Genomic DNA, 22,748 nt, shown 5'->3' with positions numbered 1-22,748 from the left:
AAGGCGTGCAAGTTCGACTTTCATCCTGCAAGGCGCCGACTAGAATGATTCGAGGCGCGCCCTGATGAAACGGCGCGGCCCATCGTGGTCTCGAACATGACCTCAATCATGACCTCAAGCGTAGCCTCAAGGACAGGAGCTCGACAATGAAACTGATTCAGATGCTCAGACTGGCCGGCGTGGCAGTGGTGCTCGTTTCATCCGTCAGTGCGTGGTCGCAGACCAGCGATTCCGGCGCGGCCGCGGGTCAGTCCGGCACGCCCGCGGCGAGCGCCGGCACGTCGAAGAAGGCAATGCGGCAGGCCAATCGCGCGCTCAGCAGGAAGGTGGCGCAGGCGCTTCAGAAGGGCGGAGTGGATGTAGTCGGCATGAACGTGATTGCGAAGAGCGGCGCGATCACGCTGGCGGGTTATGCGCAGGATGCGAGCCAGATCGATCAGGCCACGTCGATCGCCAAGGGGGTGAGCGGCGTGCGCTCGGTGAAGAACTCGCTGACGATCCAGGAAGGCGGGCAATGACACGATGAAGCGGTGAAGCGGTGAAGCGGTGAAGCGGTGAAGCAGAGGGGGAGAAGGAGGCAGTCGTCCTGGTTCCTTCTCCCCGCGTGACGTCCTGCTTACAGCGCCATGCCGCCGATCAGGCTGCCCACCGCACTGACCGACTTCGTGATGGTCTTCACGTCGAGGTTCGTGTGGTTGGACGCATCGACTTGCGTGACCGGTGCGACGTTGGTCTGTGCGCTGCCGAAGGACACGCCGCCGATTTCTGCGTTGGCGTTGACGCCGTTGTTCTGGAACACGCTGCCGCCAGCGATGGCGCTCATTTCGGCACGGTCCAGGTCCTTGCTGACTGCGAGGTTGTCGATCTTCAACATGATGATGCTCCTTGAGATGAGAGGGGTCTTCAACAGGTGAATCAGAACTTGACGCCCTGCAGCAGGCTGCCGAGGGAATCGAGGGACTTCGTCACGTTCGTCAGGTCGAGCTTGGTGTATTGCGAGGCATCGACCTGGGTCACGGGCGCCACATTGACTTGCGGGCTCGCGAACGAGACGCCGCTCTGGTAGTTCGCATTGATGCCGTTGTTCTGCATGATGCTGAAGCCACCTGCGATGGCGCGCATTTCGGCACGGTCGAGGTCCTTGTGGACGGCGAGGTTGTCGATCTTCAACATGACGGGTCTCCTGATGGCCTGTCGGTATGGAATGGATGTGGATCAGATCGCGATGCCGCCCAGCGCGCTGCCGAGTGCGCCGACCGACTTCGTGATCGACTTCACGTCGAGGTCGAGGTGCTGTGAGGCATCGACTTGCGTGACGGGCGCGACGTTGGTCTGCGGGCTGGCGAAGGACACGCCGACGGCTTGCAGGTTGGCGTTGACGCCGTTGTTCTGGAACACGCTGCCGCCGACGATGGCGCCCATTTCGGCACGGTCGAGTTCTTTGCTGACGGCGAGGTTGTCGATCTTCAACATGATGAATCTCCTGGATGGCTGGTTGGGTTGGTTGAGCATGTCTCGTTGCGCTCGCAGCATCATTTGCGAGAGCCGTGCCAGGCGCGGTGCCAGCGCTTGATATTTTTCGTAAGTCGTTGATTGTATTAATGCATTTTGAATTCATTATGCGTTGATGCCTCGCCTGAGCGCGCGTGCGCCGCGGCCGGGTGTCGGGTCCGGCGAGACAGCCTGCCGATCACCTGTTGCCGCGTGCCGAACAGCGCGTCCGGTTGCCTGGAGCCGCACAAAAAAAACCCGCTTCGGGAAGCGGGCAAGTCCTCCGGAGGAGGTAGAGGACGTGGCACAAACCACGAAGAGGCGCGCTCTTCGTGCAGGCGTGCGGTTCGGCTCTGTGAAGTCCCTTCCGCTTTTTTCGGATTGTCTAGACCGGCTTGGCCTCCTTCATCGCAGAGGTGCACGCATGCCGCGGCGACGCCTTCAGCAGCGCGCGGCCCTCCCAGTACGAAACCAGCTTGCCGAGCCCCCCCGACTCGCTCAGATCGCCGAACGCCTCGATGCGGATCGACTGGTCGATACCGCCCACGCACAGCGGCACGAAGCCGCTCAGCGCAATCAGATACGCGACGGCGTCGCCGGCCGCGAGGTCGTCGGCGGCATAGAACAGCACGGCGGGATCGGGCCAGCGGTTGGCGGCCGCATGCATCGACTCCGGACGGATCGACGCGAATGCCTTGACGAACTTCGTGCCGGGCGGCATAAGCGCCGCGAGGATCTGGCCGGCCGATTCATCGTCGGGAACGATCTTCATGGCGCCGCCCTGGCCATCAGGCGCAATCGGATTCGACGGATCGACCACGATCTTGCCCTTCAACGCTTCGCGGTAACGCTCGAACAGATCCTGAATGGCGCCGAAGCGGATGCACGGAATCACGATGTCGGCACGACGGATCGCCTCGCTGACACTGACGGCGCGCGCGCGGCCATTGCATTGCATCGCGAATGCCAGCGACTTCCTGTGATCGCGATCCGCAATCAGGATGGACTCGCCTGCGAGCGCGAGACTGCGCGACAGGTTGGCGCCGATCTGATCGAGACCGATGATTGCCGTTTTCATGCCTGGGTTCCTCTCGCCATGCTGATTGAGCGCGTCGCACGGGCGCTGTTGTTCTTGCTCACGTCGCTGCAAAGCCGCCGCCCATGGCTCCGGCGCCGTCGCTGATGCGCAGGTCCTCCACCTTGCCGTGCAGCCGGAGCGGCATGGCGCCCAGGCCGTGCGTGAGCAGCCCGCCATCGACGGCGATCTTGCGCACGGCGGCGCCGTTGCGGATGCAGAGCGCGGTGGCATCGAGCGTGACGACGACACCCTTCACCATCGATTCGCCCGTCGCCCCATGCGTCTCGACGCCGCGCCGGACCGTCAGCAAGCCGAGTGGACGGCTCACCTGGATGCCGACGGCGCCATCCGCATGCGTGACGATGCGGTCGATATCGGCGAGTTGCACGGTGCCGTCGTAGTCGCTGAAGCCCCGCGCGCCGAAGCCAAAGGTTTCGATCGTCGCGTGGGTCCGCAGCATACCCAGCGTGCCGAAGTTGACGAAGCCAGTGGCGCTCGGGCCGTAGGACGTGACCTTTTCCTCTGCGATCCACGAGCCGACCGTGCCCCAGTTGTCCAGCACCATGTCGTTCGCGCCGTAGGTCGTCACGGGTCCGCGGTTGTGCACGGTCTCCACACAGGCGCCGGATGAAACGAACACGCCGCCCGCAATGCGGTCCGCCGTGCCATGTTCGATGCCGCCGTCGCTGTGAATGGCGCCGGTCTCCATGCGGCCGACGATCAGCTGGCCGCCGGCATCGCCTGCGCCGCCGACGAAGACGCCGCTGCCGTTCACCGGCGCGCCGCCGCGCCCGGCGCTGACGGCCGTGAGGTCGGCCGTGATGGTCACGTAATGATCGTCGTGCTGGTTCCAGACGGTGAAGACGCCCGGGATCACCTCGACGCCATAGCCGCGATGCCGGGTTGCGTGGGCACGTGCATCGGCCGCAATGATGTCTATGTTTTCCGCCGCAATATGGCCGCTGCGGACGTTGTCGCGCGCGAGCAGCTGCACCACGCCGCGCGTGCGGAGATCGTGCAGGTCGATGCGCCCGAGGCGCGTCACGCTCGTGTCGTTGTGAATGGCGCGCCGGTCTGCATCGGCGTTCAGTTCGATGCGCGCGACGCAGTTGTCCGTGGTCAGCTGCACGCCGTCCTCGCCCTTCGCGAAGTGCAGCTTCACATCGCTGCCGGCGCCGCTCAGCGTCTGGCCGGGCAGCAGCCTGAAGCCCGGCAGGTCCGCGATGTCGGCGGTGACCGCAATGTGCTGAACTTCCGCGCTCGATACGGCCTCGAGCAAGCCGGCCAGGGTCGAGACGTTGCGCTCGCTTGCGCTCATGAGAGAGGTCCGTGACGAAAATTTGTGTCAAAAATAGTCACAGACGAGAGCGCCGCCTAGAGGGCGGCGCACGAAAGCGGGGTTCGGCGGGTTCGAACTGCCAGGCGAAAGCGTTCGGCGCTTACTGCCGTTCGCCGCCCGCCAGTGTCTCGATGATGCCCACGAGTTGCGCGCTCATCGGCATGTCGAGGCGGGTGCCTGAAGGCAGGCGGATCGGCCGCGAGTTCCTGGAAGGTGACGCCACGCGCCCAAGGTAACCGCTTCAATGACGGTCAAAGATACTTGACTGGCCTTCCTGTTCGAGCGACCTCACCTTGTCAACGATTCGAACCGTCGGCATTTCCTTGCACGACTCGGACACTTCAGCCGCAACCGGCACCGCCCGATCGACAGTGATCTGGTCGGTTTCCCTGATTCCCAACCTGTCCACACCCATGGCCCGGAATCGACGTCGGGAGTCATCAGCTCGCCGAGCGCCCGCGCGTCATGCGCGTTCCAGCCTTTTACCCAACGTTCGATGAGCGCGAGCACCTCTCCCGACGAGTCCGCCGAAGCCTGCGTCGCATGCGCTATCCATGGAAGAAGACGAAAGCACGCGAGCGCGGACCGTCGCATCGCCAAAAGACAGCTGTCCCGACCGACGGTCACACTTGCTTTCGTTGACGTGCTCATGAAGTTGCTCGTTGTAGTCGCGCATCGCGTTCACTTACCGCGACCGACCAGGGTGAATCCGCTTCGCAAACGCTACAGCTCACCCGGACCAGCATTCGAACTTTCACAGGTTGAGCAGACGCATCGCGTTGTGCCGGCCGATCTTCTCCCGGACCTCTTCATTCATGTCGGTCTTGTCGAACCACTCGCTTCCTGTCGCCATGCTTTCGTAGGGGTAATCGACGGAGAACATCACACGGTCGGCACCGGCTGTTTCGAGAGCGGCATGCAGGGCGCCCGTGTGAAAGTGTCCGCTCGTGGTGAGATAAAAATTGCGGCGCATGTACTTGCCGACGGTTTTCCGTGCAGCACCGCGGCCGGCGCCCTCGTGCTGCATCTGCAAGCGGTGCTCGAGTCGCGGCAGCATGAGAGGCAGGCCTTCGCCCAGATGACCAAGAATGATTTTCAATTTCGGATAGCGGTCGAACAGACCGCTCAACATCAAGCGGATCGCATGCGTCGCCGTCTCATGCGCGAATCCCCACGCCGATCCGACCAGTGCGGGATAGCCTTGGTAGATGCGTTGCTGCGACGGCAAAGGCTCGCGCGGATGCAGATAAACCGGTATGCCCAGCTCGGCGACTCGCGCCCAGAATTCCCATAGTGGAGGTTCGTCGAGATACTCGGCCGAATGAGCGCTGCCAAGGTTCGTATAGCCATTGATCAATGCGCCGACCATGCCTAGCTGTTTAACGGCACGCTCCAGTTCATCGGCGGCCGCTTTGGGCGACTGCAGAGCGACGGTCGCGAACGCACGAAGACGGCGTGGTTGGCGCGAGGTGAAACGCTCGGCGATCTCGTCGTTAGTCCGCCGCGCGAAGTCAACGGCCTGATTGAGATCGACGATCGACTGGGCACCAGGGGAAGTGAGCGAAAGTACGGCGATGTCGATGTCGTTGCGGTCCATTTCTTCGAGACGTCGTTCGACGTCCATAAGCCGCATGTTGACGTCGCTCATGCAGGCTTTGCCGTTGCGTGCGGCCTCGCCGGCGCTGTCCCAGAGGCTGTTGTTCAGCGCGGTACTCAAGTGTTCCTCGAGAACGATCTTGCCTTTCATGACTGCCTCCCAGGAGTCTGATCGATATAACGTCGCCAGGCCTAGGCGGCAGGCTTGAGCAATGCCCGCCATGCCGAGTCGCGCTTCCAGTTGGAGGATGAGAACGCCTGATTCGCCGCATCGATGGCGGCCTGTGCCCCGGATTCAGAGCCGCCGGCATAGCGGCCGACGACTTCGCCGGCGGCGGGGTCCATTGAATCGCGATGTTGCGGTGAGTCAAGCCACTCGCCGCCGATCCAGTGCAACGCGGTGTCTACCGTGCTCATCGATTCAATCCTTTGTCGCGGTGTTTTCAGCAGAGATCACGCGCCGCGCATGCGCCACCCTCTGCTTGCGGGAACGATGCGTCGCCGTGTGCTGCCAGATGGAGTTGAAGCCGCCGCCCCTCGGCCCTGGTGGCCGTCAGCGTTTGTCCGGGGGATAGCCGGAAGCCCGGCATGTCCGCGATGTCGGCGGTCACCGTGATTTGCCGGATCGCCGGATTCGCCGCGGCGTCGAGCAATCCGGCAACGGTCGAGACCTCGCGCTGGTTGGTGTTCATCGCGTAGCCCCGTGTCTGAGTAAGGCTTTAACATAGACACGGGGTGCTTTGCGGAACAGGGGGCGGGCAACGAAACATGCGTTCGGATCGTCCGAACCTTGATGCGGGGCAAGGGGGGCGCTTGCACCCGCGAAAGAATGACTAGGTCGTCGGGGGCATCAAGAACGGACGTACGCGGATATTGGGCAAGCGGTCAAGGCAATTCAAGCACCGGAGGGCATGAGCACGATTACCGCCGTTCGCCACCCGCGAGCGTTTCGATGATGCCCACGAGTTGCGCGCTCATCGGCATGTCGAGGCTCGTGCCTGAAGGCAGGCGGGTCAGGAACCAGCGCTTGTACTGGCGCTCGATCTCGCCGTCGGCCGCGAGTTCCTGGAAGGTGTCCTTCACCACTTGTGCCAGTTGCGGATCGTCCTTGCGGAACATGATGCCGTAGGGTTCATACGACAGATAATCGCCCGCCACGCGGTACGCGCCGCCCTTGCCGGCGTTCGCGGCGATCAGGCCGTAGAGCAGGACGTCGTCGGTGGCGAAGGCATCGGCCTGGCCGTCCGCCACTTGCGCGAAGCCCTGTGCATGATCCGGCACGACCTGGAGATGGATGCCGAGCTGGAACTTCCTGTCCAGTTCGCGCAGCGCGGTTTCGTTGGTGGTGCCGGACGTCACCGCGACGCGCTTGCCCGCGAGATCGCGGAACGAGTTCATCGGCGCATCCTTCTTCACCATCACCTTGGTGCCGGCGACGAAGATGATCGGCGAAAAGGCCACGCGCTGCTGACGCGCGAGATTGCTGGTGGTCGAGCCGCATTCGAGGTCCACCTTGCCGCCGGCAACGGCATCGATGCGCGTATCCGGCGTGACCGGCACCCAGCGAATCGTGAGCGTCCGGTGTATGGACGTTTCGATGGCCGCAACCAGCGACTTGCACAGTTCGATGGAATAGCCGATGGGCGTGCGCCGTGCGTCGAGATACGAGAACGGCACCGACGCATCGCGATAACCGATCGCGATGGTGCCGGAGTCGCGCACCTTCGCGAGCGTGCCGGTCAGCGTAGCGGGCGCGTAGGGATCGTTGACGGGGCGCGCGGGCTGCACGTCGTCATCGGCGGCGTAGACGGCGTGCGTGGCGCAGGACAGCGTGAGCGCAGCCCGCGCCGCGCACTTCCAGAAGCGGGGCATCTTCATGAGACGCTCCTCTTCAGACCTGTGCGGGATGCGCCAGCGAGGCGTCCTGTTCGGCTTCGATGCGCGCGGCGTTGGCGTCCGCGTCCCGCTCTGACAGCAACTCGCCTTCCCACTTCGCCACCACCGCGCTGGCGATGGAATTGCCCACGGCATTGGTCGCGGAGCGGCCCATGTCGAGGAAGGTATCGACGCCCAGGATCAGGAGCAAGCCCGCTTCCGGAATGTTGAACTGATTGAGCGTCGCGGCGATCACGACCAGCGACGCGCGCGGCACGCCCGCCATGCCCTTCGACGTCAGCATCAGGATCAGCAGCATGGTGAGCTGCGTGGTCAGCGACAGATGGATGTTGTAGGCCTGCGCGATGAACAGCGACGCGAAGGTGCAATACATCATCGAGCCGTCGAGGTTGAACGAATAGCCCATCGGCATCACGAAGCTGGAGATTTTGCGGCGCACGCCGAAGCGGTCGAGCGCGTCGAGGATCTTCGGATAGGCCGCTTCCGAACTCGCCGTTGCGAACGACAGCATGAACGCCTCTTTGATGAGCGAGAGCAGCTTCAATACGCGCCGCCCGAGGAAGAAGAAGCCCGCGAGCGCGAGCAGCCCCCACAGGATGAACAGGCTCAGATAGAAGTCGGCCATGAAGACGGCGAACTTCATCAGGATCGACAGCCCGTTCACCGCGACGGTCGCGGCCATCGCGGCGAGCACTGCGAGCGGCGCGAGCTTCATCACGTAGCCGGTGATCTTGAGCATCACGTGCGAGAGCTGGTCGATGGCATCCAGCAGCACCTTGCCTTTCTCGCCGAGCGCGGCGAGCGCGACGCCGAAGAACATCGAGAACACGACGATCTGCAGGATCTCGTTGTTCGCCATCGATTCGGCGAACGAGCGCGGCACCATGTGGCCGACGAAGTCCTTCAGCGTGAACTTGGAAGTGGCGAGATTGGCGGAGGCGCCGATGTCGGGCAGCGGCAGACCGAGGTTATCGCCGGGCCGCAGCAGGTTGGACATCAGCAGGCCGAGCAGCAGCGAGACCAGCGACGCGGTGACGAACCACGCGAGCGCCTTGGCGAACACGCGTCCGACCGAGGCGGCGTCGCCCATGTGCGCGATGCCGACGACCAGCGTGGAGAAGACGAGCGGACCGATCAGCATCTTGATCAGCCGCAGGAAGACATCGGAGACGAGGGAGATGTAACCGGCAATCTCGGTCGCGGCTTTCTTGTCTGGAAAGCTGGTGAAGACCATGTAGCCAAGCCCGATGCCGATAACCATCGCGACCAGGATCCAGACGGCGGACGAACTCTTCTTCATCTCCAAACCTCCATGGTTTGCATGTCAATCAGATTGCATGTCAAATTTCGGATGGAACGGGCGATGCGAGATTTCCGGCACTGCTCAGATTCTACTGCGGCTTTTTAATGGCGTCGCTTGCGAAAAAATAGCGGAATGCGCGTGAGTCCGGGCGACTTCAGCCGCCGCACGCGTGGATCAGGAACTGCTGCAATGCGGTGGCGGGGCCGTTCAGTGCGGCGCCCTTGCGCCAGATCATGCCGGCTTCCATGTGGGGAATCACGTCGTGCACGGGCCGCGCCTCGATGCGCTTGCCTTCCAGCGACCACGGCCGGAACACCATGTCGGACAGCACCGTGACGCCGAAGCCGTGCGCCACGAGCCCGCGCAGCGCTTCCATCGAACTCGTGCGAAAGGTCACCGCCGGCTCGATGCGCTTCTTGCGCCAGTAGCGCATCGTGGAGTGCTCGCCTTCGTCGACGGTAATCATGATGTACGGATGCGCGGCGATGTCCTTGAGCGACACCGCCTCCCGCTGCGCCAGCGGATGCGAAGGCGCGACCCACAACTGCCGGCGCGAGCGCATCAGCACTTGCGTATGAAAGCGGCTGGCGCGTTCCAGGTTGGAGAGCAGCACCACGCCGATGTCGATCTCTCCGTTCGCCACCGCGGTTTCGATGTCGGCCCGTTCCATGTCGCGGAGATCGAATTCGATGAACGGATAGGTCGCGCGAAAACGCGCCAGCAACTCGGGCAGGAAATAGCCGAGCAGCGTGTAGGAGGCCGCGATGCGCGCGACGCCGCGCATGTCGTGCGAACGGAACGGCGGCTTGTGCATGGCGTCGCGGGCGGCGTCGAGCACGCGGCGCGCGTGATTGTGGAAGTCCTGACCGTCGGGCGTCAGCGCGACGCCCTGCGGCAGGCGTTCGAACAGCTTCGTGCCGAGCGCGTCTTCGAGCGCTTGCACCGCGTGGGTGATCGCCGATTGCGACACGTGCTGGTTGGCGGCCGCCATCGAGAATTGCCCGGTTTGCGCAGCGGCCACGAAATAGCGCAATTGCCGCAGGGTGAGATCGAACGTCATCTGATTTTCAGATACCAGAGTTGTTTATTCATGATTTTACGATGGCGGACCGCCTTCCTATACTCGGGGAAAACTAAAAAATCCCGAATCTGGAGACGAGCCCCATGAATGCACCCGATCGCGCTGCGCTGGCTTCCGCCGACGTTTCACTCGACGACAAATACACCCTGGAGCGAGGCCGCGTCTACCTGAGCGGCACGCAGGCGCTGGTCCGTCTGCCGATGCTTCAGAAAGCGCGCGACCGGCTGGCGGGGCTGAATACGGCGGGTTTCATCTCGGGTTATCGCGGTTCGCCGCTGGGTGCGCTCGATCAGTCGCTATGGAAGGCGAAGGCGCACCTGAAGGAGCACGACATCGTGTTCCAGCCGGGCGTGAATGAGGATCTCGCGGCCACGGCAATCTGGGGCACGCAGCAGATCAACCTGTGGCCCGGCGCCACGCGCGAAGGCGTGTTCGGCATGTGGTACGGCAAGGGACCGGGCGTGGACCGCACCGGCGACGTCTTCAAGCACGCAAATTCGGCAGGCACGGACCCGCATGGCGGCGTGCTGGTGCTGGCGGGCGACGATCATGCGGCGAAGTCGTCGTCGGTCGCGCATCAGTCGGATCACGCGTTCATTGCGGCGGGCATGCCGGTGCTGTATCCGTCGAACGTGCAGGAATATCTCGACTACGGCCTGCACGGCTGGGCCATGAGCCGCTATTCGGGCCTGTGGGTGGCGATGAAATGCGTGACCGACGTGGTGGAGTCGACTGCGTCGATCGATCTCGATCCGGACCGCGTGCACATCGTCACGCCCACCGATTACGCGATGCCGGAAGGCGGCCTCAACATCCGCTGGCCCGATGCGCCGCTCGCGCAGGAAGCCCGCTTGCTCGACGAAAAGTGGTACGCGGCGCTCGCCTACGTGCGCGCGAACAAGCTGAACCGCGTCGTGATCGATTCGCCCACGCCGCGCTTCGGCATCATCACGGCGGGCAAGGCTTATCTCGATGTGCGCCAGGCGCTGATCGACCTTGGTCTCGACGATGACACCTGCGCGCAGATCGGCCTGCGGGTGCTGAAAGTGGGCTGCGTCTGGCCGCTCGATGCACAGGACGCGCGCGCGTTCGCCACGGGTCTGGAAGAGATTCTCGTCGTGGAAGAGAAGCGGCAGATCCTCGAATATGCGCTGAAGGAAGAGCTTTACAACTGGCGCGAGGATGTGCGACCGCGCATCTACGGCAAGTTCGACGAACGCAACAACGAAGGCGGCGAGTGGTCCGTGCCGCGCGGCGACTGGCTATTGCCGGCGCATCATGAACTCTCGCCGGCGTTGATTGCGAAGGCGGTCGCGCGGCGTCTTGCGCATCTCGACCTTCCCGCCGACGTGCGCGCGCGCATGCTGGCGCGGGTCGCGACCATCGAGGCGAAGGAGCGCGAAGCAAGCAAGCCGCGCGTGGAGGCTGAACGCAAGCCGTGGTTCTGTTCGGGTTGCCCGCACAACACGTCGACGCGCGTGCCCGAGGGTTCGCGCGCGCTGGCGGGCATTGGCTGCCATTACATGTCGATGTGGATGGACCGCAACACGGAAACCTTCAGCCAGATGGGCGGCGAGGGCGTGGCGTGGATCGGCCAGATGCATTTCTCGGGCGACAAGCACGTGTTCGTCAATCTCGGCGACGGCACGTATTTTCATTCGGGCCTGCTGGCGGTGCGCGCGGCGATTGCCGCGAACGCGAGCATCACCTACAAGATTCTCTACAACGATGCGGTGGCGATGACCGGCGGCCAGCCCGTCGACGGCGTGCTGACGGTGCCGCAGATCGCGCATCAGGTGTTCGCGGAAGGGGCGAAGCGGATCGTCATCGTGACGGACGAGCCGCAGAAGTACGATGCGACGGTCGTGCTGCCGCAAGGCGTGAGCGTGCATCATCGCGACGAACTGGACCGCATCCAGCGCGAACTGCGCGACACGCCGGGCACCACGATCCTCATCTACGATCAGACCTGCGCCACCGAAAAGCGCCGGCGCCGCAAGCGCGGCACTTATCCCGATCCGGCCCGCCGCGCGTTCATCAATGACGCCGTGTGCGAAGGCTGCGGCGACTGCTCGGTGCAATCGAACTGTCTCTCGGTCGAGCCGCTGGACACGGCGCTCGGCACCAAGCGCAAGATCAACCAGTCGGCGTGCAACAAGGACTTCTCCTGCGTGAAGGGCTTCTGCCCGAGCTTCGTCACCGCCGAGGGCGCACAGGTCAGGAAGCCGCGCGCAGCAAAAGGCGCCACGCCCGACTTCGACGCGCTGCCGCTGCCCACACTGCCCGAGCTGGCGAAGCCGTATGGCGTGCTCGTGACGGGCGTCGGCGGGACGGGCGTGGTGACGATCGGCGGCTTGATCGGCATGGCCGCGCATCTCGAACGCAAGGGCGTGACCGTGCTCGACATGGCCGGACTCGCGCAGAAAGGCGGCGCGGTGCTGAGCCACGTGCAGATCGCGCCCACGCCGCAGGCGCTGCACGCGACGCGCATCGCGACCGGCGAGGCGCGGCTCGTGATCGGGTGCGATGCGGTGGTGTCGGCGTCGAAGGACGTGCTGTCGCGCACGCGGCACGGCATCACGCAGGCGGCGATCAACAGCGGCGCCACGCCGACGGCGGACTTCATCACCGACGCCAACTGGCGCTTCCCGGCCACGCAGACGGAACAGGCGTTGTCGGAGAGCATGGGCGAGGGCTGCGCGTTCATCGACGCCAATGCGCTCGCCCTGAAGCTGCTCGGCGATACGCTCTATGCGAATCCGCTGCTGCTGGGCTTCGCGTGGCAGAAGGGCTGGCTGCCGCTGGAACTGGCGAGCCTGAAGCGCGCGATCGAACTGAACGGCGTGGCGGTGGAGAAGAACTGGCTGGCGTTCGGATGGGGACGTCATGTGGCGCAGCACGGCGTGGGCAGCTTGCTCGATGCAGGCCGGCAGACCATCGTGCTGAAGATGCCCGAGTCGCTCGAACAGGTGATCGCCACGCGCGAAGCCCTGCTGACGGCGTATCAGAACGCGGCGTATGCGCGCGCTTATCGCGACGTGGTCGAGCGTATCCGCGCCAGGGAGCAAGGCCTGGGCGGCCATGCGAAGCTGCCGCTGACGCGCGCGGTCGCGGTGAACCTCGCGAAGCTGATGGCGTACAAGGACGAATACGAAGTGGCGCGCCTGTATGCCGATCCGGCGTGGCTCGACAAGCTGCGCGACCAGTTCGAAGGCGAGCCGGGCCGCGACTACGCGTTGTCGTTTCATCTCGCGCCACCGCTGTTCGCAAAACGCGACGAGCACGGGCATCTCGTCAAGCAGCGCTTCGGCGGCTGGACGCTGCATGCGTTCCGGGCGCTCGCGCGGCTCAAGGGCGTGCGCGGCACGCCCTTCGATGTCTTCGGCAAGACCGCGGAGCGCCGCACTGAACGCCGTCTGATCGCGGACTACATGGCGCTGGCCGATGAATTCTGCGCCACGCTCGACGACGCGCGCCTCGATACGGCCCTGCAACTCGCGAAGCTGCCAGATGAGATTCGCGGCTTCGGCCATGTGAAGGAACGCAACATGGCGGCGGTGCAGGTCAAGCGCGAGCGGCTGCTTGCAAGCTATCGCGCGCCGGTGGAATCCAGGGCGACGGCCTGAGCGCCATACACGTCGAGCGCGGCGGCCTTCAGCGCACGCACCATGGTTTCGGTGGCGGGCGTGAGCAGGCGGTCGGCGCGCGTGACGATGCCGTAGTCGTCCATGCGGCAATCCATCTGCAAGGGCAGGATCTCGACGATCCGATGACGCGCGTAATAGCGCGCCACGTCTTCCGCCAGCACGGCGATCATGTCGCTCTGTTCGAGCAGTTGGGTGACGAACAGGATCGCCGCCGTTTCGACCACGTTCGACGGCGGCGCGAGACTGGCGCGCTGGAACATCAGGTCGAAGCGATGCCGCAGCACGCTGCCCGCCGGCGGCACGAGCCACGCGGCCTGCTGCACGTCGGCGAGCGCCAGGTTCTTTCTCTTCAGCAGCGGATGCTCCGCGCGCACCACGGCGCGCGCCGGTTCGCCCGCGAGCGGCGCATAGCGCAACTGCACGTTGTCCTGTTCCGCCGAGAGGCGCCCGATCACGATGTCGAGCTTGTCCTGCGCGAGACGTTCGAGCAGCGCATTGCTGCCGTCGATCTCGACGGACACGCGAATGTCCGCATGCAGGCGCTTGACGGCCGCGACGGCGGCGGGCAGCAGCCGCACGCCGGGCGACGTGATCGCGCCGATGCTCACGTGACCGAGCCTTCCCGACTTCAACGCAAGCAGTTCTTCCTGCGCCTGATCGAGGCTGCCGAGCACGGCGCGCGCGTGGCGGATGACCGCTTCGCCATACAGCGTGGGCCGTACGCCGCGCGGTTCGCGGTCGAACAGCGTGACGCCGAGCGCTTCTTCCAGTTCGCGCAGGGTCTTGGATGCAGCCGGCTGCGTCATGTTGAGCGCCGCCGCCGCGCGATGAACATTGCCTTCCTCCGCCAGCGCCGCGATCAGCAGCAGCTGACGCGTCTTCAGATGGTTGCGGACGTTCGAGACACTCGTATTCATGAATGAACCCGGGTTATTACTGATGCCGGAATGGTTATCGATGAAGTCCATCTTTTCATTAGTAGATTATCACCCGCAGGCATACACTCGGGCGCATAACGAACTGACACGGAAGAGACACATGTCCGCCCCCAAGCCCAAGCTGCGCTCCGCGCAATGGTTCGGCACCAATGACAAGAACGGCTTCATGTACCGAAGCTGGATGAAGAACCAAGGCATTCCGGACCATGAGTTCGACGGCAGGCCGATCATCGGCATCTGCAATACCTGGTCCGAACTCACACCCTGCAATGCGCACTTCCGCAAGGTCGCGGAACACGTGAAGCGCGGCGTCTACGAGGCGGGCGGCTTTCCGGTGGAGTTCCCGGTGTTCTCAAACGGCGAATCGAACCTGCGCCCGACCGCGATGCTCACGCGCAACCTCGCCGCGATGGACGTGGAAGAAGCGATTCGCGGCAATCCCATCGACGCCGTCGTGCTGCTCACGGGCTGCGACAAGACCACGCCCGCGCTGCTGATGGGCGCGGCCAGCTGCGACGTTCCGGCCATCGTCGTGACCGGCGGCCCGATGCTCAACGGCAAGCTCGATGGCAAGAACATCGGCTCCGGGACGGCGGTGTGGCAACTGCACGAGTCGCTGAAGGCGGGCGAGATCGACCTGCATCAGTTCCTCTCGGCGGAAGCGGGCATGTCGCGTTCGGCGGGCACCTGCAACACCATGGGCACCGCCTCGACCATGGCGTGCATGGCCGAAGCGCTCGGCACCTCGCTCCCGCACAACGCCGCGATTCCCGCCGTCGATGCGCGCCGCTACGTGCTCGCCCACATGTCGGGCATCCGCATCGTGGAGATGGCGCTGGAAGGTCTCACGCTCTCGAAGATCCTGACGCGCGAGGCCTTTGAGAACGCGATCCGCACCAACGCGGCAATCGGCGGGTCGACCAATGCGGTGATTCACCTGAAGGCGATTGCGGGGCGCATCGGCGTGCCGCTGGAACTCGAAGACTGGACGCGCATTGGCCGCGACACGCCGACCATCGTCGACCTGATGCCGTCGGGCCGCTTCCTGATGGAAGAGTTCTATTACGCGGGCGGGCTGCCCGCCGTGCTGCGGCGGCTGGGCGAAGCCGGGCTCATTCCGCATCCGGACGCGCTGACCGTCAACGGCAAGTCCCTGTGGGACAACGTCAAGACCGCGCCGATCACCAATGACGAAGTCATCCGCACGCTGGATCATCCGTTGATCGCGGACGGCGGCATCCGCGTGCTGCGCGGCAATCTCGCGCCGCGCGGCGCGGTGCTGAAGCCTTCCGCCGCCACGCCGGAACTGCTGAAGCATCGCGGCCGCGCCGTGGTGTTCGAGGATCTGGAGCACTACAAGGAACGCATCGTCGATGAATCGCTCGATGTCGACAAGGACTCCGTGCTCGTGCTGAAGAACTGCGGGCCGAAGGGATATCCGGGCATGGCCGAAGTGGGCAACATGGGCTTGCCGCCGAAGCTGCTGCGCCAGGGCATCAAGGACATGGTGCGCATCTCCGACGCCCGCATGAGCGGCACGGCGTACGGCACGGTGGTGCTGCACGTGGCGCCCGAAGCGGCGGCGGGCGGGCCGCTGGCGGTCGTGCGCGACGGCGACTGGATCGAACTCGATTGCGACGCCGGCACGCTGCATCTGGACATCGGCGAAGAGGAGCTGGCGCGCCGCATGAGCGACCGCAAGCCGCCGCGTTCGCATGGCGACGGCGGTTATCAGCGGCTGTATGTGGACCACGTGTTGCAGGCGGACGAGGGCTGCGACCTCGACTTTCTCGTCGGCATGCGCGGTGCGGCGGTGCCGAGACATTCGCACTGAGTGCGCTTGAAGAACCCGAGACCATGAGGACGCCAGCATGAGCCGTCACGTCAGTCCACGCTATCGCGGCATCTTTCCGGTCGTGCCGACGACCTTCACCGACAGCGGCGAACTGGATCTGGAGAGCCAGAAGCGCGCGGTGGATTTCATGATCGACGCGGGCTCGGACGGCCTGGCGATCCTCGCCAACTTCTCCGAGCAGTTCTCTCTGGCCGACGACGAGCGCGACGTCCTCACGGGCACGATCCTCGAACATGTGGCGGGCCGCGTGCCGGTGATCGTCACCACCTCGCACTACGGCACGCGCGTGTGCGTGGAGCGCAGCCGTCGCGCACAAGAGCTGGGCGCCGCGATGATCATGGCCATGCCGCCGTATCATGGCGCGACCTTCCGGGTGCCCGAGAGCGCCATCTACACGTTCTACGCGCGCCTCTCGGACGCGTTGACGATCCCCATCATGATCCAGGACGCGCCCGCCGCAGGCACGCCGCTTTCAGCGGCCTTCCTGGCACGCATGGCGCGCGAGATCGAGCAGGTGTCGTACTTCAAGATCGAAACGCCGGGCGCGGCGAACAAGCTGCGCGAGCTGATCGGCCTCGGCGGCGAAGCCATCGAAGGTCCGTGGGACGGTGAGGAAGCCATCACGCTGCTCGCGGACCTTAACGCGGGCGCGACCGGATCGATGACGGGCGGCGGCTTCGCGGACGGCATCCGGCCGATCATCGAGGCGCATCGCGAAGGACGTACCGACGATGCCTTCGATCTCTATCAGCGCTGGCTGCCGCTCATCAATCACGAAAACCGTCAGGCCGGCTTGCTGGCGACCAAGGCGCTGATGAAGGAAGGCGGCGTCATTGCCTGCGATGCGCCGCGTCATCCGCTGCCTGCGATAGGACGCGAAACGCGCGACGAACTCATCGCCATCGCGCGCCGTCTCGATCCGCTGGTGTTGCGCTGGGCCCGCTAGGGTATCGTGACGCCTTCATGCAAAGGAGAGAGGACATGGAAGGAGTCGTTCGGCTTGGCGTAGTGGGCATCGGCAAGATCGCGCGCGATCAGCATCTGCCGGCCATCGCCGCCCAGCCCGGGTTCGAGCTCGTCGCCTGCGCGAGCCGTCATGCGAGCGTGGATGGCGTGCGCAACTATCGGGATGTCGGCGAGCTGCTGGCTGCCGAGCCAGGGATCGACGCGGTGTCGCTGTGCGCGCCGCCGCAAGTGCGCTATGAACAGGCGCGGGCCGCGCTCGAAGCCGGCAAGCATGTGATGCTGGAGAAGCCGCCGGGCGCGAGCGTGAGCGAGGTCGAGGCCCTGCATGAGATCGCCCGGGCGCGTGGCCGCACCTTGTTTGCGACGTGGCATTCACGCGCAGCGCCGGCTGTCGAAGCGGCGCGTGCATGGCTGGCATCGCGGGAAGCGGGCGCGCTGCGGTCAGTGGAAGTGCGCTGGAAAGAGGACGTGCGGCGCTGGCATCCGGGACAGGAGTGGATCTGGGAGCCAGGCGGTCTCGGCGTATTCGATCCCGGCATCAACGCGCTCTCCATCGTGACCCGCATCCTGCCGCATGAGGTCGCATTGCGCGGCGCGACGCTGACCACGCCCGCCGATACCGCGACGCCCATCGCCGCCGAACTCGATTGCGTTGCAAGCAACGGCGCGCCCGTGCGCGCAGTGTTCGACTGGCGGCATGGCCCGGTCGAGGAATGGGACATCGATATCGAAACGGAAGGCGGCCGTCTGTCGCTGCGTGAGGGCGGCAAGCGTCTTGCCATTGCGGGCAAGGACACCGACGCAGGCCCGGAGCGCGAATATCCCGCGCTGTACGAGCGCTTTCACGAACTCATCGCGACGAACACGAGCGACGTCGATGTGCGTCCGTTGCGCCTCGTTGCCGATGCGTTCCTGAACGGACGCATCGTCGGCACCGAGGCCTTCGGGCGTTCATGACGCCCGATAAGGCGCACTGCGCGAAGCATTGACCGCGCACACATCGCCCTCCGGCGCGGCGCGCACATTTGCGTGCCGTGCCACGAGCGGAATGCGTCGCGGCTGGCCGGGGGCGAGATGAAACCAGTCGATGCGTGCGCGATAGTCCGGGTCATCGATGTGCACCCAGCGCGCCAGCTGCGCGGTCTCGATCACGAGACTCCAGCCAGCCCCGTCTTTCTCCACGCTCGCCTTGAGGCCGATGTCGCGCCGCTCGCCGATCGACGGATCCGGGAAATGGAAGGCTTCGGACAAGGTCTCGCCGGTGCCGGCATCGCGCAGGACCACGTGCGTGACATCATGCGCGCGCGGGCCGAAGCGGTACGCATACGCGCTGTCGAAGAAGGCGCCGATCAGCCGGTTCGATGAAATGCGCTGCACGCTGCGCGCGGGCAGCACGATATCGCACGCGCCGCCCGCGACCTTCACCGACCCTTCACGCAGGCACGCCAGTTCCACACGCCCGCGAATCTCGTGCGCCGTCTCGTTGACGAGATGCACGTCGAGGCCTTCGAGCCCTTCGTCGAGCAACAGCGCCTGCACGGGCTGAAGCACGCGCGCGAGGCCATGCAGTGCACTCTTGGGCGCGCCCAGCACGTCGATGACGCCCCAGCCCGCGCCGGGTCTCACATCGAGCAGATTCCAGACGATGCCGCCCGCACAGGTCGAGCCCTGCCTGCGCCATTCGGAAAACACAGCGCCAATGACATCGGCGACCACTGCGCGCGACAGCTCCAGATAGCGCTCGGGATTCTCATAGCGCAAGCGCGGCACGTCCTGTCGATAGAGCGACTGCATGTAGTACTCGCGCACGTCGTCGAAGTCCCAGGCGGAACCCGGATCGCGCGGCACGCCGGCTTTCCAGCGCGGCTCGTGCGCGCGCGGATTCGGCAGCGCGCGCAAGGCGACATCGTCGGGCACGTTGGCGAACGCCAGACACTCTGACGCGAAGCGGACCTGTGCGCGGCGGACGTCATCGAACGAGCGTTGATACGCGGGCACGCCGTAGTAATGCGTGATGCCGCCGCGCGTGCCGAAGGGCATCGACTCGGTATCGCCGGGCGCGGCGCTCGGCGAGTTCACGACATAGGCGACATCGGGCCGCTCCGCAGCGATCGCCTCGGGCAGCCACTCGGTGAACAGGCGTTGCTGATAGGCGTCGCAGGGCAGGCCGAGCATCGCGGCCTGCTGATGCACCTCGCTTCCGCCGCACAGCACCGCCAGCGAAGCAAAACGCCGCGTGCGCGCGAGGAACTGGCGGGCTTCACGCTGCACGCTCAGATGGAAGGCTTCGTCATCGGGGTAATCGAAATTGGCGAACGCGAAGTCCTGCCAGACGAGCACGCCGTAACGGTCCGCGAGTTCATAGAACGTATCCGACTCGTACAGCGTGATGCCGCTGACGCGAATCATGTTGAGGCCCGCGTCGCGGACCAGCGTGAAGAGGGCTTCGAGCTTCTCATGCGGCGCGTCGAGCGCGACGATATCCGCCGAGGTCCAGCACGCGCCGCGCGCGAACACGGGCACGCCATTCACGACCGGCTGAAAGCCCTGGCCATCCGCGCCGCGATCCACATGCACGGTGCGAAAGCCGATCTGGCCCAGCGCGATATCGCCAAGCTTGACGGCATAGCGGAAGGGTTCGCCGTGCGTATGCGGATACCACAGGCGCACGTCCGGAACCTGCACGCGGCCGGTCAGCGTATGCGCGTCCTGCCATTGCATGACCGCATGCGCTTCGCCGCATTCGAGCCGCACCGGCGCGGCCTCCTGCGCATGAAAGAAGCGCACGGTGACATCGAGCACGCCGTCATTGCCTTCCACGCGGGAACGCATGTCGATCGACTCGATACAGCCCTGCGCTTCGCCGATCAGTTCCACCGCGCGCCACGGTCCGGCCGGCTGGATTGTCGGACACCAGCCCGCCATGTGACCGAGCAGCGTCGTGCGCACGTTGCGCAAGGTGGCCGGTTGCGCGAGCTTCGGACGCCAGCGCGCACGGCCCCGTTTCGCGGCGAGCGCGGGCGCGATCGAACGAAAGCACAGGTGCAGCACGTGCTCGCCCTTCAGTTCGACATCGAGATCATGCGCGATGAACATCGAATCCGAGTCGAGCAATTTGACGTCGTCGAGCCAGACTTCGGTGATGGTTGCAAGGCCATTGAAGCGCAGCCGGCGCTTGCCGTGCCCGCTCAGCTTCAGCCGATACCAATGATCCGCATGCGCGAACGGCTGAGCCAGCGCCTCGTCTTTCACGCCGGTTGCGCGCAATGCCGAAGCCACCGTGCCCGGCACGGGCGCGTCGATCCAGTGTGTCTGCGTGTCGAGCGAAGCCGGTGTCGCGCAGGCACCCGCGGGCGTGCTCACGCATTGCCAGCCGTCGGCGAGGCGTCGCGGCGCGCGCGCGAGCGAGACGTGCATGACTCTTCCTCGTGAATGGAATGAGAGAACATTGAAGAAGCCGCGTCATCGCGACGCGGCTTCGGTCTTCAGAGAAAGCGCGCGGCGAGCGGCTCGATGACCTTGTCGTACGAAGTCTGCATCGATCCGAGGCAGTCTTCGCACAGGTCGGTGCGCGAGCGCATGCGGGCGCGTGCGAGACGGAACTGCATGACCATCGCTTCGCTTGCAATCGCCTGAGCGCTTGCCTGGATCTCGCCCGGCACGTCCACGCCATGTGCGTTCAGCCAGCCGAGATACTTCGACAGCAACTCGAAGTTCGAACCGATCTGACGCATCATGTTGAACGTGTAGAGGTGGTAATACGCCGGGTCGCGTTCGAGCATCGCACGCATGTGCTCGGGGAACGCCGCACGCCATTGCGCCACCGGGTTCGACGCCGGCCGGTCCTGCAAACGCAGCTTGAGCAGTTCCACCGAACGCTGCACGAGCGCTTCGCCTTGCAGCGGATCGCGCGCGCGCTTCACGAATTCGACGTAAGGAAACAGCGCCTGCACGTCGCTCGCGAGACCGGGCGTCAGACGGAAGACGCCGTCGTAGTCCTCGCCGGACAGCGAGAAATACCCCGCGTTGTGGAAATACGTGATGTGCTTCGCTTGCGCGTCGATGGCGTCGATGGCGATGGTCGTCTTCGTATGCGTCTGCCGGTACGCGGTGGCGCGCGTATCCGGCAGCCAGTACGAGTCCATCTCCGCGACCACGATCTGGCCGCGCTTCGTCTGCTCCACCACGTGCGCCTCGACCGTGTCGTAGATCGCGAGCTCCTGGGCCTGGAGACCATAGAGCCGCGCGATATCGTCGAGCGAGAACTTCGGGAACGTGAACTGATCGCCCTCGAAGTCCTGCGTCACGGTGAAACTGAGCGCCGCGTGCGGATCGCAGCCGTAGTGATGCAGCAGCTCGATCCACAAGTCGACGTAGCAGTTCGTCTCCAGCCACACGCGCTCGTCGCGATGCAGCGCGTGCTGGCGATATTCGCCATGCGCGGGCGCGGACGTGTCCGTCACGGCATCAGCCGGCGAGCGTGCGTTCATGCCCGGTTACCCAGTTTGTCGAGACCCTGGGCGATGAGCGCGGCCTTGTCGCCCCACAGCAGCTGGCGCACCTGCTCCGGCCATGCGTTGACGTCGAGGCCGTGGTGGCGGAACAGCGCCAGCGTCGTGCGTTCCATGCCGAAGCCCACGCAGGCCGTGTGCGCGACCTGGTCGTCGGCCTGGCTGATGTGCCACAGCTCGCCGAAGTGGTCCTGGTGATAGTTGAACGACAGGCACGCCGTGGGACGGTCGGGCGTCGCGACCGGCACCAGCAGTTCGAACTTGAGTTGCTGTTCGCGCTGGCTGTCCGCGACGATCTTGCCGCCGCGGCCGAAGAACGGGTCGTTGGCGAGATCGATCTCATACGGCAGGCCCAGCAGTTCGATCAGCAGCGAGCCGCGCTCGATCCACTTCTGACGGAACGCCATCACCTGTTCGGGGCTGCCCACGCGGATGTATTCGCGCATGCGGAACATCTGCATGCGGCCCGGATCGATGGACGGCTCGTGACGGAAGCAGTACGAGAAGGCGTCGAAGATCGCGCCGTCGGCAGCGAGCTTGCCGCGCTTCGCGACCAGCGGATAGATCGGATAGCATGCGGCCGGCGTGAGCACGAGGCGCGTGGGCTTCTGCTGATCCATCCAGTCGTCGGAGCGCTCTTCCTCTTCACCGATGTGCACGATCTTGTCGAGCGCTTCGAGCAGGCGATGATGCCCGCGATCGTTGCCCTGGAACGAATGGATCGTGCCGGCGAGGTTCGGGAAGCTCTTCAGGTATTCGCTGTCTTCGAAGTCACGGCGGCGCATGGCCGGCGGGAAGCGCAGCACTTCGGCATGCTGGTCGGCGCCGAGCAGCGTGATCGCCTGGTTCAGACGCTCGACGATGTCCTCGAACACTTCGCTGCGGCCATAGAGGCCGTCTTCGCCGGTATCGATGAGGATGCCCGCTTCAATCAGGCGGTCCCGCAAGGTCAGGTCCGATTTGTCGTACGGTGCCTGCGTCTCTTGTGTTTGAGCTTGTGCTTCGGCCTGCATCATGGCGGCCTGTTCTGTCGGCATGTTCATAGCG

Annotated in this window: 21 protein-coding genes; 5 read left to right on the top strand and 16 right to left on the bottom strand. The window is 64.8% G+C overall.

Translation table 11 applies throughout. The features are described 5' to 3' along the window. Positions 1 to 146 precede the first annotated feature (146 nt). On the top strand, positions 147 to 518 hold the full coding sequence (locus QCE62_RS25125) for a BON domain-containing protein (RefSeq protein WP_309924322.1): 372 nt from the start codon (positions 147 to 149) through the stop codon (positions 516 to 518). A 98-nt stretch (positions 519 to 616) separates the two neighbouring features. Here the strand turns inward: QCE62_RS25125 and QCE62_RS25120 are convergent, their stop codons facing one another. The 12 genes from QCE62_RS25120 to QCE62_RS25065 all read right to left on the bottom strand — a co-directional run bounded on the left by QCE62_RS25120 (position 617) and on the right by QCE62_RS25065 (position 9,763). After that, the gene (locus tag QCE62_RS25120; RefSeq protein WP_309924319.1) at positions 617 to 874 is read right to left on the bottom strand and encodes a hypothetical protein; all 258 of its coding nucleotides are present in this window, start codon (positions 872 to 874) and stop codon (positions 617 to 619) included. A gap of 41 nt (positions 875 to 915) precedes the next feature. Beyond that, a complete protein-coding gene (locus tag QCE62_RS25115) occupies positions 916 to 1,173 on the bottom strand; it encodes a hypothetical protein (protein ID WP_309924317.1) in 258 nt (85 codons plus the stop codon). Positions 1,174 to 1,215: 42 nt separating this feature from the next. Further along, on the bottom strand, positions 1,216 to 1,473 hold the full coding sequence (locus QCE62_RS25110) for a hypothetical protein (RefSeq protein ID WP_309924315.1): 258 nt from the start codon (positions 1,471 to 1,473) through the stop codon (positions 1,216 to 1,218). A gap of 403 nt (positions 1,474 to 1,876) precedes the next feature. Continuing rightward, the gene (locus QCE62_RS25105) at positions 1,877 to 2,569 is read right to left on the bottom strand and encodes an NAD(P)-binding domain-containing protein (RefSeq protein ID WP_309924314.1); all 693 of its coding nucleotides are present in this window, start codon (positions 2,567 to 2,569) and stop codon (positions 1,877 to 1,879) included. Between the two features lie 58 nt (positions 2,570 to 2,627). Continuing rightward, positions 2,628 to 3,887: a hypothetical protein gene (locus QCE62_RS25100; RefSeq protein WP_309924312.1), complete on the bottom strand. Its 1,260-nt coding sequence runs from the start codon at positions 3,885 to 3,887 to the stop codon at positions 2,628 to 2,630. Positions 3,888 to 4,008: 121 nt separating this feature from the next. Continuing rightward, positions 4,009 to 4,131, bottom strand: a complete 123-nt coding sequence (locus tag QCE62_RS25095) for a hypothetical protein (RefSeq protein ID WP_309924310.1) — start codon at positions 4,129 to 4,131, stop codon at positions 4,009 to 4,011. 531 nt (positions 4,132 to 4,662) lie between these two features. Next, positions 4,663 to 5,655 carry an amidohydrolase family protein gene (locus tag QCE62_RS25090; RefSeq protein WP_309924306.1) on the bottom strand — a complete coding sequence of 331 codons (993 nt, stop codon included), beginning with the start codon at positions 5,653 to 5,655 and terminating at the stop codon, positions 4,663 to 4,665. Between the two features lie 41 nt (positions 5,656 to 5,696). After that, on the bottom strand, positions 5,697 to 5,921 hold the full coding sequence (locus QCE62_RS25085; RefSeq protein WP_309924303.1) for a hypothetical protein: 225 nt from the start codon (positions 5,919 to 5,921) through the stop codon (positions 5,697 to 5,699). A gap of 26 nt (positions 5,922 to 5,947) precedes the next feature. Continuing rightward, positions 5,948 to 6,196: a hypothetical protein gene (locus QCE62_RS25080; protein WP_309924300.1), complete on the bottom strand. Its 249-nt coding sequence runs from the start codon at positions 6,194 to 6,196 to the stop codon at positions 5,948 to 5,950. Positions 6,197 to 6,425: 229 nt separating this feature from the next. Beyond that, entirely contained in the window at positions 6,426 to 7,382 is a 957-nt protein-coding gene (locus QCE62_RS25075; RefSeq protein WP_309924298.1) for an amino acid ABC transporter substrate-binding protein, read from the bottom strand. Positions 7,383 to 7,395: 13 nt separating this feature from the next. Next, on the bottom strand, positions 7,396 to 8,700 hold the full coding sequence (locus QCE62_RS25070) for a dicarboxylate/amino acid:cation symporter (protein ID WP_309817039.1): 1,305 nt from the start codon (positions 8,698 to 8,700) through the stop codon (positions 7,396 to 7,398). Positions 8,701 to 8,857: 157 nt separating this feature from the next. Beyond that, entirely contained in the window at positions 8,858 to 9,763 is a 906-nt protein-coding gene (locus QCE62_RS25065; protein ID WP_309924295.1) for a LysR family transcriptional regulator, read from the bottom strand. Between the two features lie 104 nt (positions 9,764 to 9,867). Between QCE62_RS25065 and QCE62_RS25060 the strand changes: the two genes are divergently transcribed. Then, complete coding sequence (locus QCE62_RS25060) at positions 9,868 to 13,410, top strand: indolepyruvate ferredoxin oxidoreductase family protein (protein WP_309924292.1); 3,543 nt, start codon at positions 9,868 to 9,870, stop codon at positions 13,408 to 13,410. On the opposite strand, the gene QCE62_RS25055 is transcribed toward QCE62_RS25060, so the two are convergent. After that, positions 13,374 to 14,348: a LysR family transcriptional regulator gene (locus QCE62_RS25055; protein ID WP_309924290.1), complete on the bottom strand. Its 975-nt coding sequence runs from the start codon at positions 14,346 to 14,348 to the stop codon at positions 13,374 to 13,376. The two genes, QCE62_RS25060 and QCE62_RS25055, sit on opposite strands and share 37 nt — an antisense overlap. Before the next feature lie 121 nt (positions 14,349 to 14,469). On the opposite strand from QCE62_RS25055, the gene QCE62_RS25050 reads away from it, so the two are divergent. The 3 genes from QCE62_RS25050 to QCE62_RS25040 are packed head-to-tail and all read left to right on the top strand — an operon-like array spanning position 14,470 to position 18,147. Further along, positions 14,470 to 16,203 carry an IlvD/Edd family dehydratase gene (locus QCE62_RS25050; RefSeq protein ID WP_309924288.1) on the top strand — a complete coding sequence of 578 codons (1,734 nt, stop codon included), beginning with the start codon at positions 14,470 to 14,472 and terminating at the stop codon, positions 16,201 to 16,203. A 37-nt stretch (positions 16,204 to 16,240) separates the two neighbouring features. After that, the gene (locus QCE62_RS25045) at positions 16,241 to 17,170 is read left to right on the top strand and encodes a dihydrodipicolinate synthase family protein (protein WP_309924286.1); all 930 of its coding nucleotides are present in this window, start codon (positions 16,241 to 16,243) and stop codon (positions 17,168 to 17,170) included. Positions 17,171 to 17,205: 35 nt separating this feature from the next. Next, positions 17,206 to 18,147 (top strand): Gfo/Idh/MocA family oxidoreductase, encoded by a 942-nt coding sequence (locus QCE62_RS25040; RefSeq protein WP_309924284.1) that lies wholly within the window; start codon positions 17,206 to 17,208, stop codon positions 18,145 to 18,147. Here QCE62_RS25040 and QCE62_RS25035 read toward each other — a convergent pair. The 3 genes from QCE62_RS25035 to QCE62_RS25025 all read right to left on the bottom strand — a co-directional run bounded on the left by QCE62_RS25035 (position 18,142) and on the right by QCE62_RS25025 (position 22,744). Further along, positions 18,142 to 20,607, bottom strand: a complete 2,466-nt coding sequence (locus QCE62_RS25035; protein ID WP_309924283.1) for a glycosyl hydrolase 2 galactose-binding domain-containing protein — start codon at positions 20,605 to 20,607, stop codon at positions 18,142 to 18,144. The two genes, QCE62_RS25040 and QCE62_RS25035, sit on opposite strands and share 6 nt — an antisense overlap. Before the next feature lie 68 nt (positions 20,608 to 20,675). After that, a complete protein-coding gene (locus QCE62_RS25030; protein WP_309924281.1) occupies positions 20,676 to 21,680 on the bottom strand; it encodes a DUF1839 family protein in 1,005 nt (334 codons plus the stop codon). Beyond that, positions 21,677 to 22,744, bottom strand: coding sequence for an amino acid--[acyl-carrier-protein] ligase (locus QCE62_RS25025; protein WP_309924280.1), 1,068 nt, complete (start codon positions 22,742 to 22,744; stop codon positions 21,677 to 21,679). The genes QCE62_RS25030 and QCE62_RS25025 overlap by 4 nt, the downstream gene beginning before the upstream one ends. Positions 22,745 to 22,748: the final 4 nt, after the last annotated feature.

It is taken from the genome of Caballeronia sp. LZ033 (assembly GCF_031451265.1).
Classification (GTDB): Bacteria; Pseudomonadota; Gammaproteobacteria; order Burkholderiales; family Burkholderiaceae; genus Caballeronia.
Note: the sequence above shows the minus strand (reverse complement) of the source record. Positions and strands in the feature narration are given on the sequence as shown.

What these genes read in the sequence shown, in the direction of transcription:
- QCE62_RS25115 (WP_309924317.1), bottom strand. Translation starts at nt 1,173, where the DNA reads ATGTTGAAGATCGACAACCTCGCCGTCCACAAGGACCTCGACCGTGCC.
- QCE62_RS25085 (WP_309924303.1), bottom strand. Translation starts at nt 5,921, where the DNA reads ATGAGCACGGTAGACACCGCGTTGCACTGGATCGGCGGCGAGTGGCTT.
- QCE62_RS25080 (WP_309924300.1), bottom strand. Translation starts at nt 6,196, where the DNA reads ATGAACACCAACCAGCGCGAGGTCTCGACCGTTGCCGGATTGCTCGAC.
- QCE62_RS25075 (WP_309924298.1), bottom strand. Translation starts at nt 7,382, where the DNA reads ATGAAGATGCCCCGCTTCTGGAAGTGCGCGGCGCGGGCTGCGCTCACG.
- QCE62_RS25100 (WP_309924312.1), bottom strand. Translation starts at nt 3,887, where the DNA reads ATGAGCGCAAGCGAGCGCAACGTCTCGACCCTGGCCGGCTTGCTCGAG.
- QCE62_RS25025 (WP_309924280.1), bottom strand. Translation starts at nt 22,744, where the DNA reads ATGAACATGCCGACAGAACAGGCCGCCATGATGCAGGCCGAAGCACAA.
- QCE62_RS25050 (WP_309924288.1), top strand. Translation starts at nt 14,470, where the DNA reads ATGTCCGCCCCCAAGCCCAAGCTGCGCTCCGCGCAATGGTTCGGCACC.
- QCE62_RS25060 (WP_309924292.1), top strand. Translation starts at nt 9,868, where the DNA reads ATGAATGCACCCGATCGCGCTGCGCTGGCTTCCGCCGACGTTTCACTC.
- QCE62_RS25110 (WP_309924315.1), bottom strand. Translation starts at nt 1,473, where the DNA reads ATGTTGAAGATCGACAACCTCGCCGTCAGCAAAGAACTCGACCGTGCC.
- QCE62_RS25065 (WP_309924295.1), bottom strand. Translation starts at nt 9,763, where the DNA reads ATGACGTTCGATCTCACCCTGCGGCAATTGCGCTATTTCGTGGCCGCT.
- QCE62_RS25045 (WP_309924286.1), top strand. Translation starts at nt 16,241, where the DNA reads ATGAGCCGTCACGTCAGTCCACGCTATCGCGGCATCTTTCCGGTCGTG.
- QCE62_RS25090 (WP_309924306.1), bottom strand. Translation starts at nt 5,655, where the DNA reads ATGAAAGGCAAGATCGTTCTCGAGGAACACTTGAGTACCGCGCTGAAC.
- QCE62_RS25035 (WP_309924283.1), bottom strand. Translation starts at nt 20,607, where the DNA reads ATGCACGTCTCGCTCGCGCGCGCGCCGCGACGCCTCGCCGACGGCTGG.
- QCE62_RS25040 (WP_309924284.1), top strand. Translation starts at nt 17,206, where the DNA reads ATGGAAGGAGTCGTTCGGCTTGGCGTAGTGGGCATCGGCAAGATCGCG.
- QCE62_RS25120 (WP_309924319.1), bottom strand. Translation starts at nt 874, where the DNA reads ATGTTGAAGATCGACAACCTCGCAGTCAGCAAGGACCTGGACCGTGCC.
- QCE62_RS25070 (WP_309817039.1), bottom strand. Translation starts at nt 8,700, where the DNA reads ATGAAGAAGAGTTCGTCCGCCGTCTGGATCCTGGTCGCGATGGTTATC.
- QCE62_RS25030 (WP_309924281.1), bottom strand. Translation starts at nt 21,680, where the DNA reads ATGAACGCACGCTCGCCGGCTGATGCCGTGACGGACACGTCCGCGCCC.
- QCE62_RS25055 (WP_309924290.1), bottom strand. Translation starts at nt 14,348, where the DNA reads ATGAATACGAGTGTCTCGAACGTCCGCAACCATCTGAAGACGCGTCAG.
- QCE62_RS25105 (WP_309924314.1), bottom strand. Translation starts at nt 2,569, where the DNA reads ATGAAAACGGCAATCATCGGTCTCGATCAGATCGGCGCCAACCTGTCG.
- QCE62_RS25125 (WP_309924322.1), top strand. Translation starts at nt 147, where the DNA reads ATGAAACTGATTCAGATGCTCAGACTGGCCGGCGTGGCAGTGGTGCTC.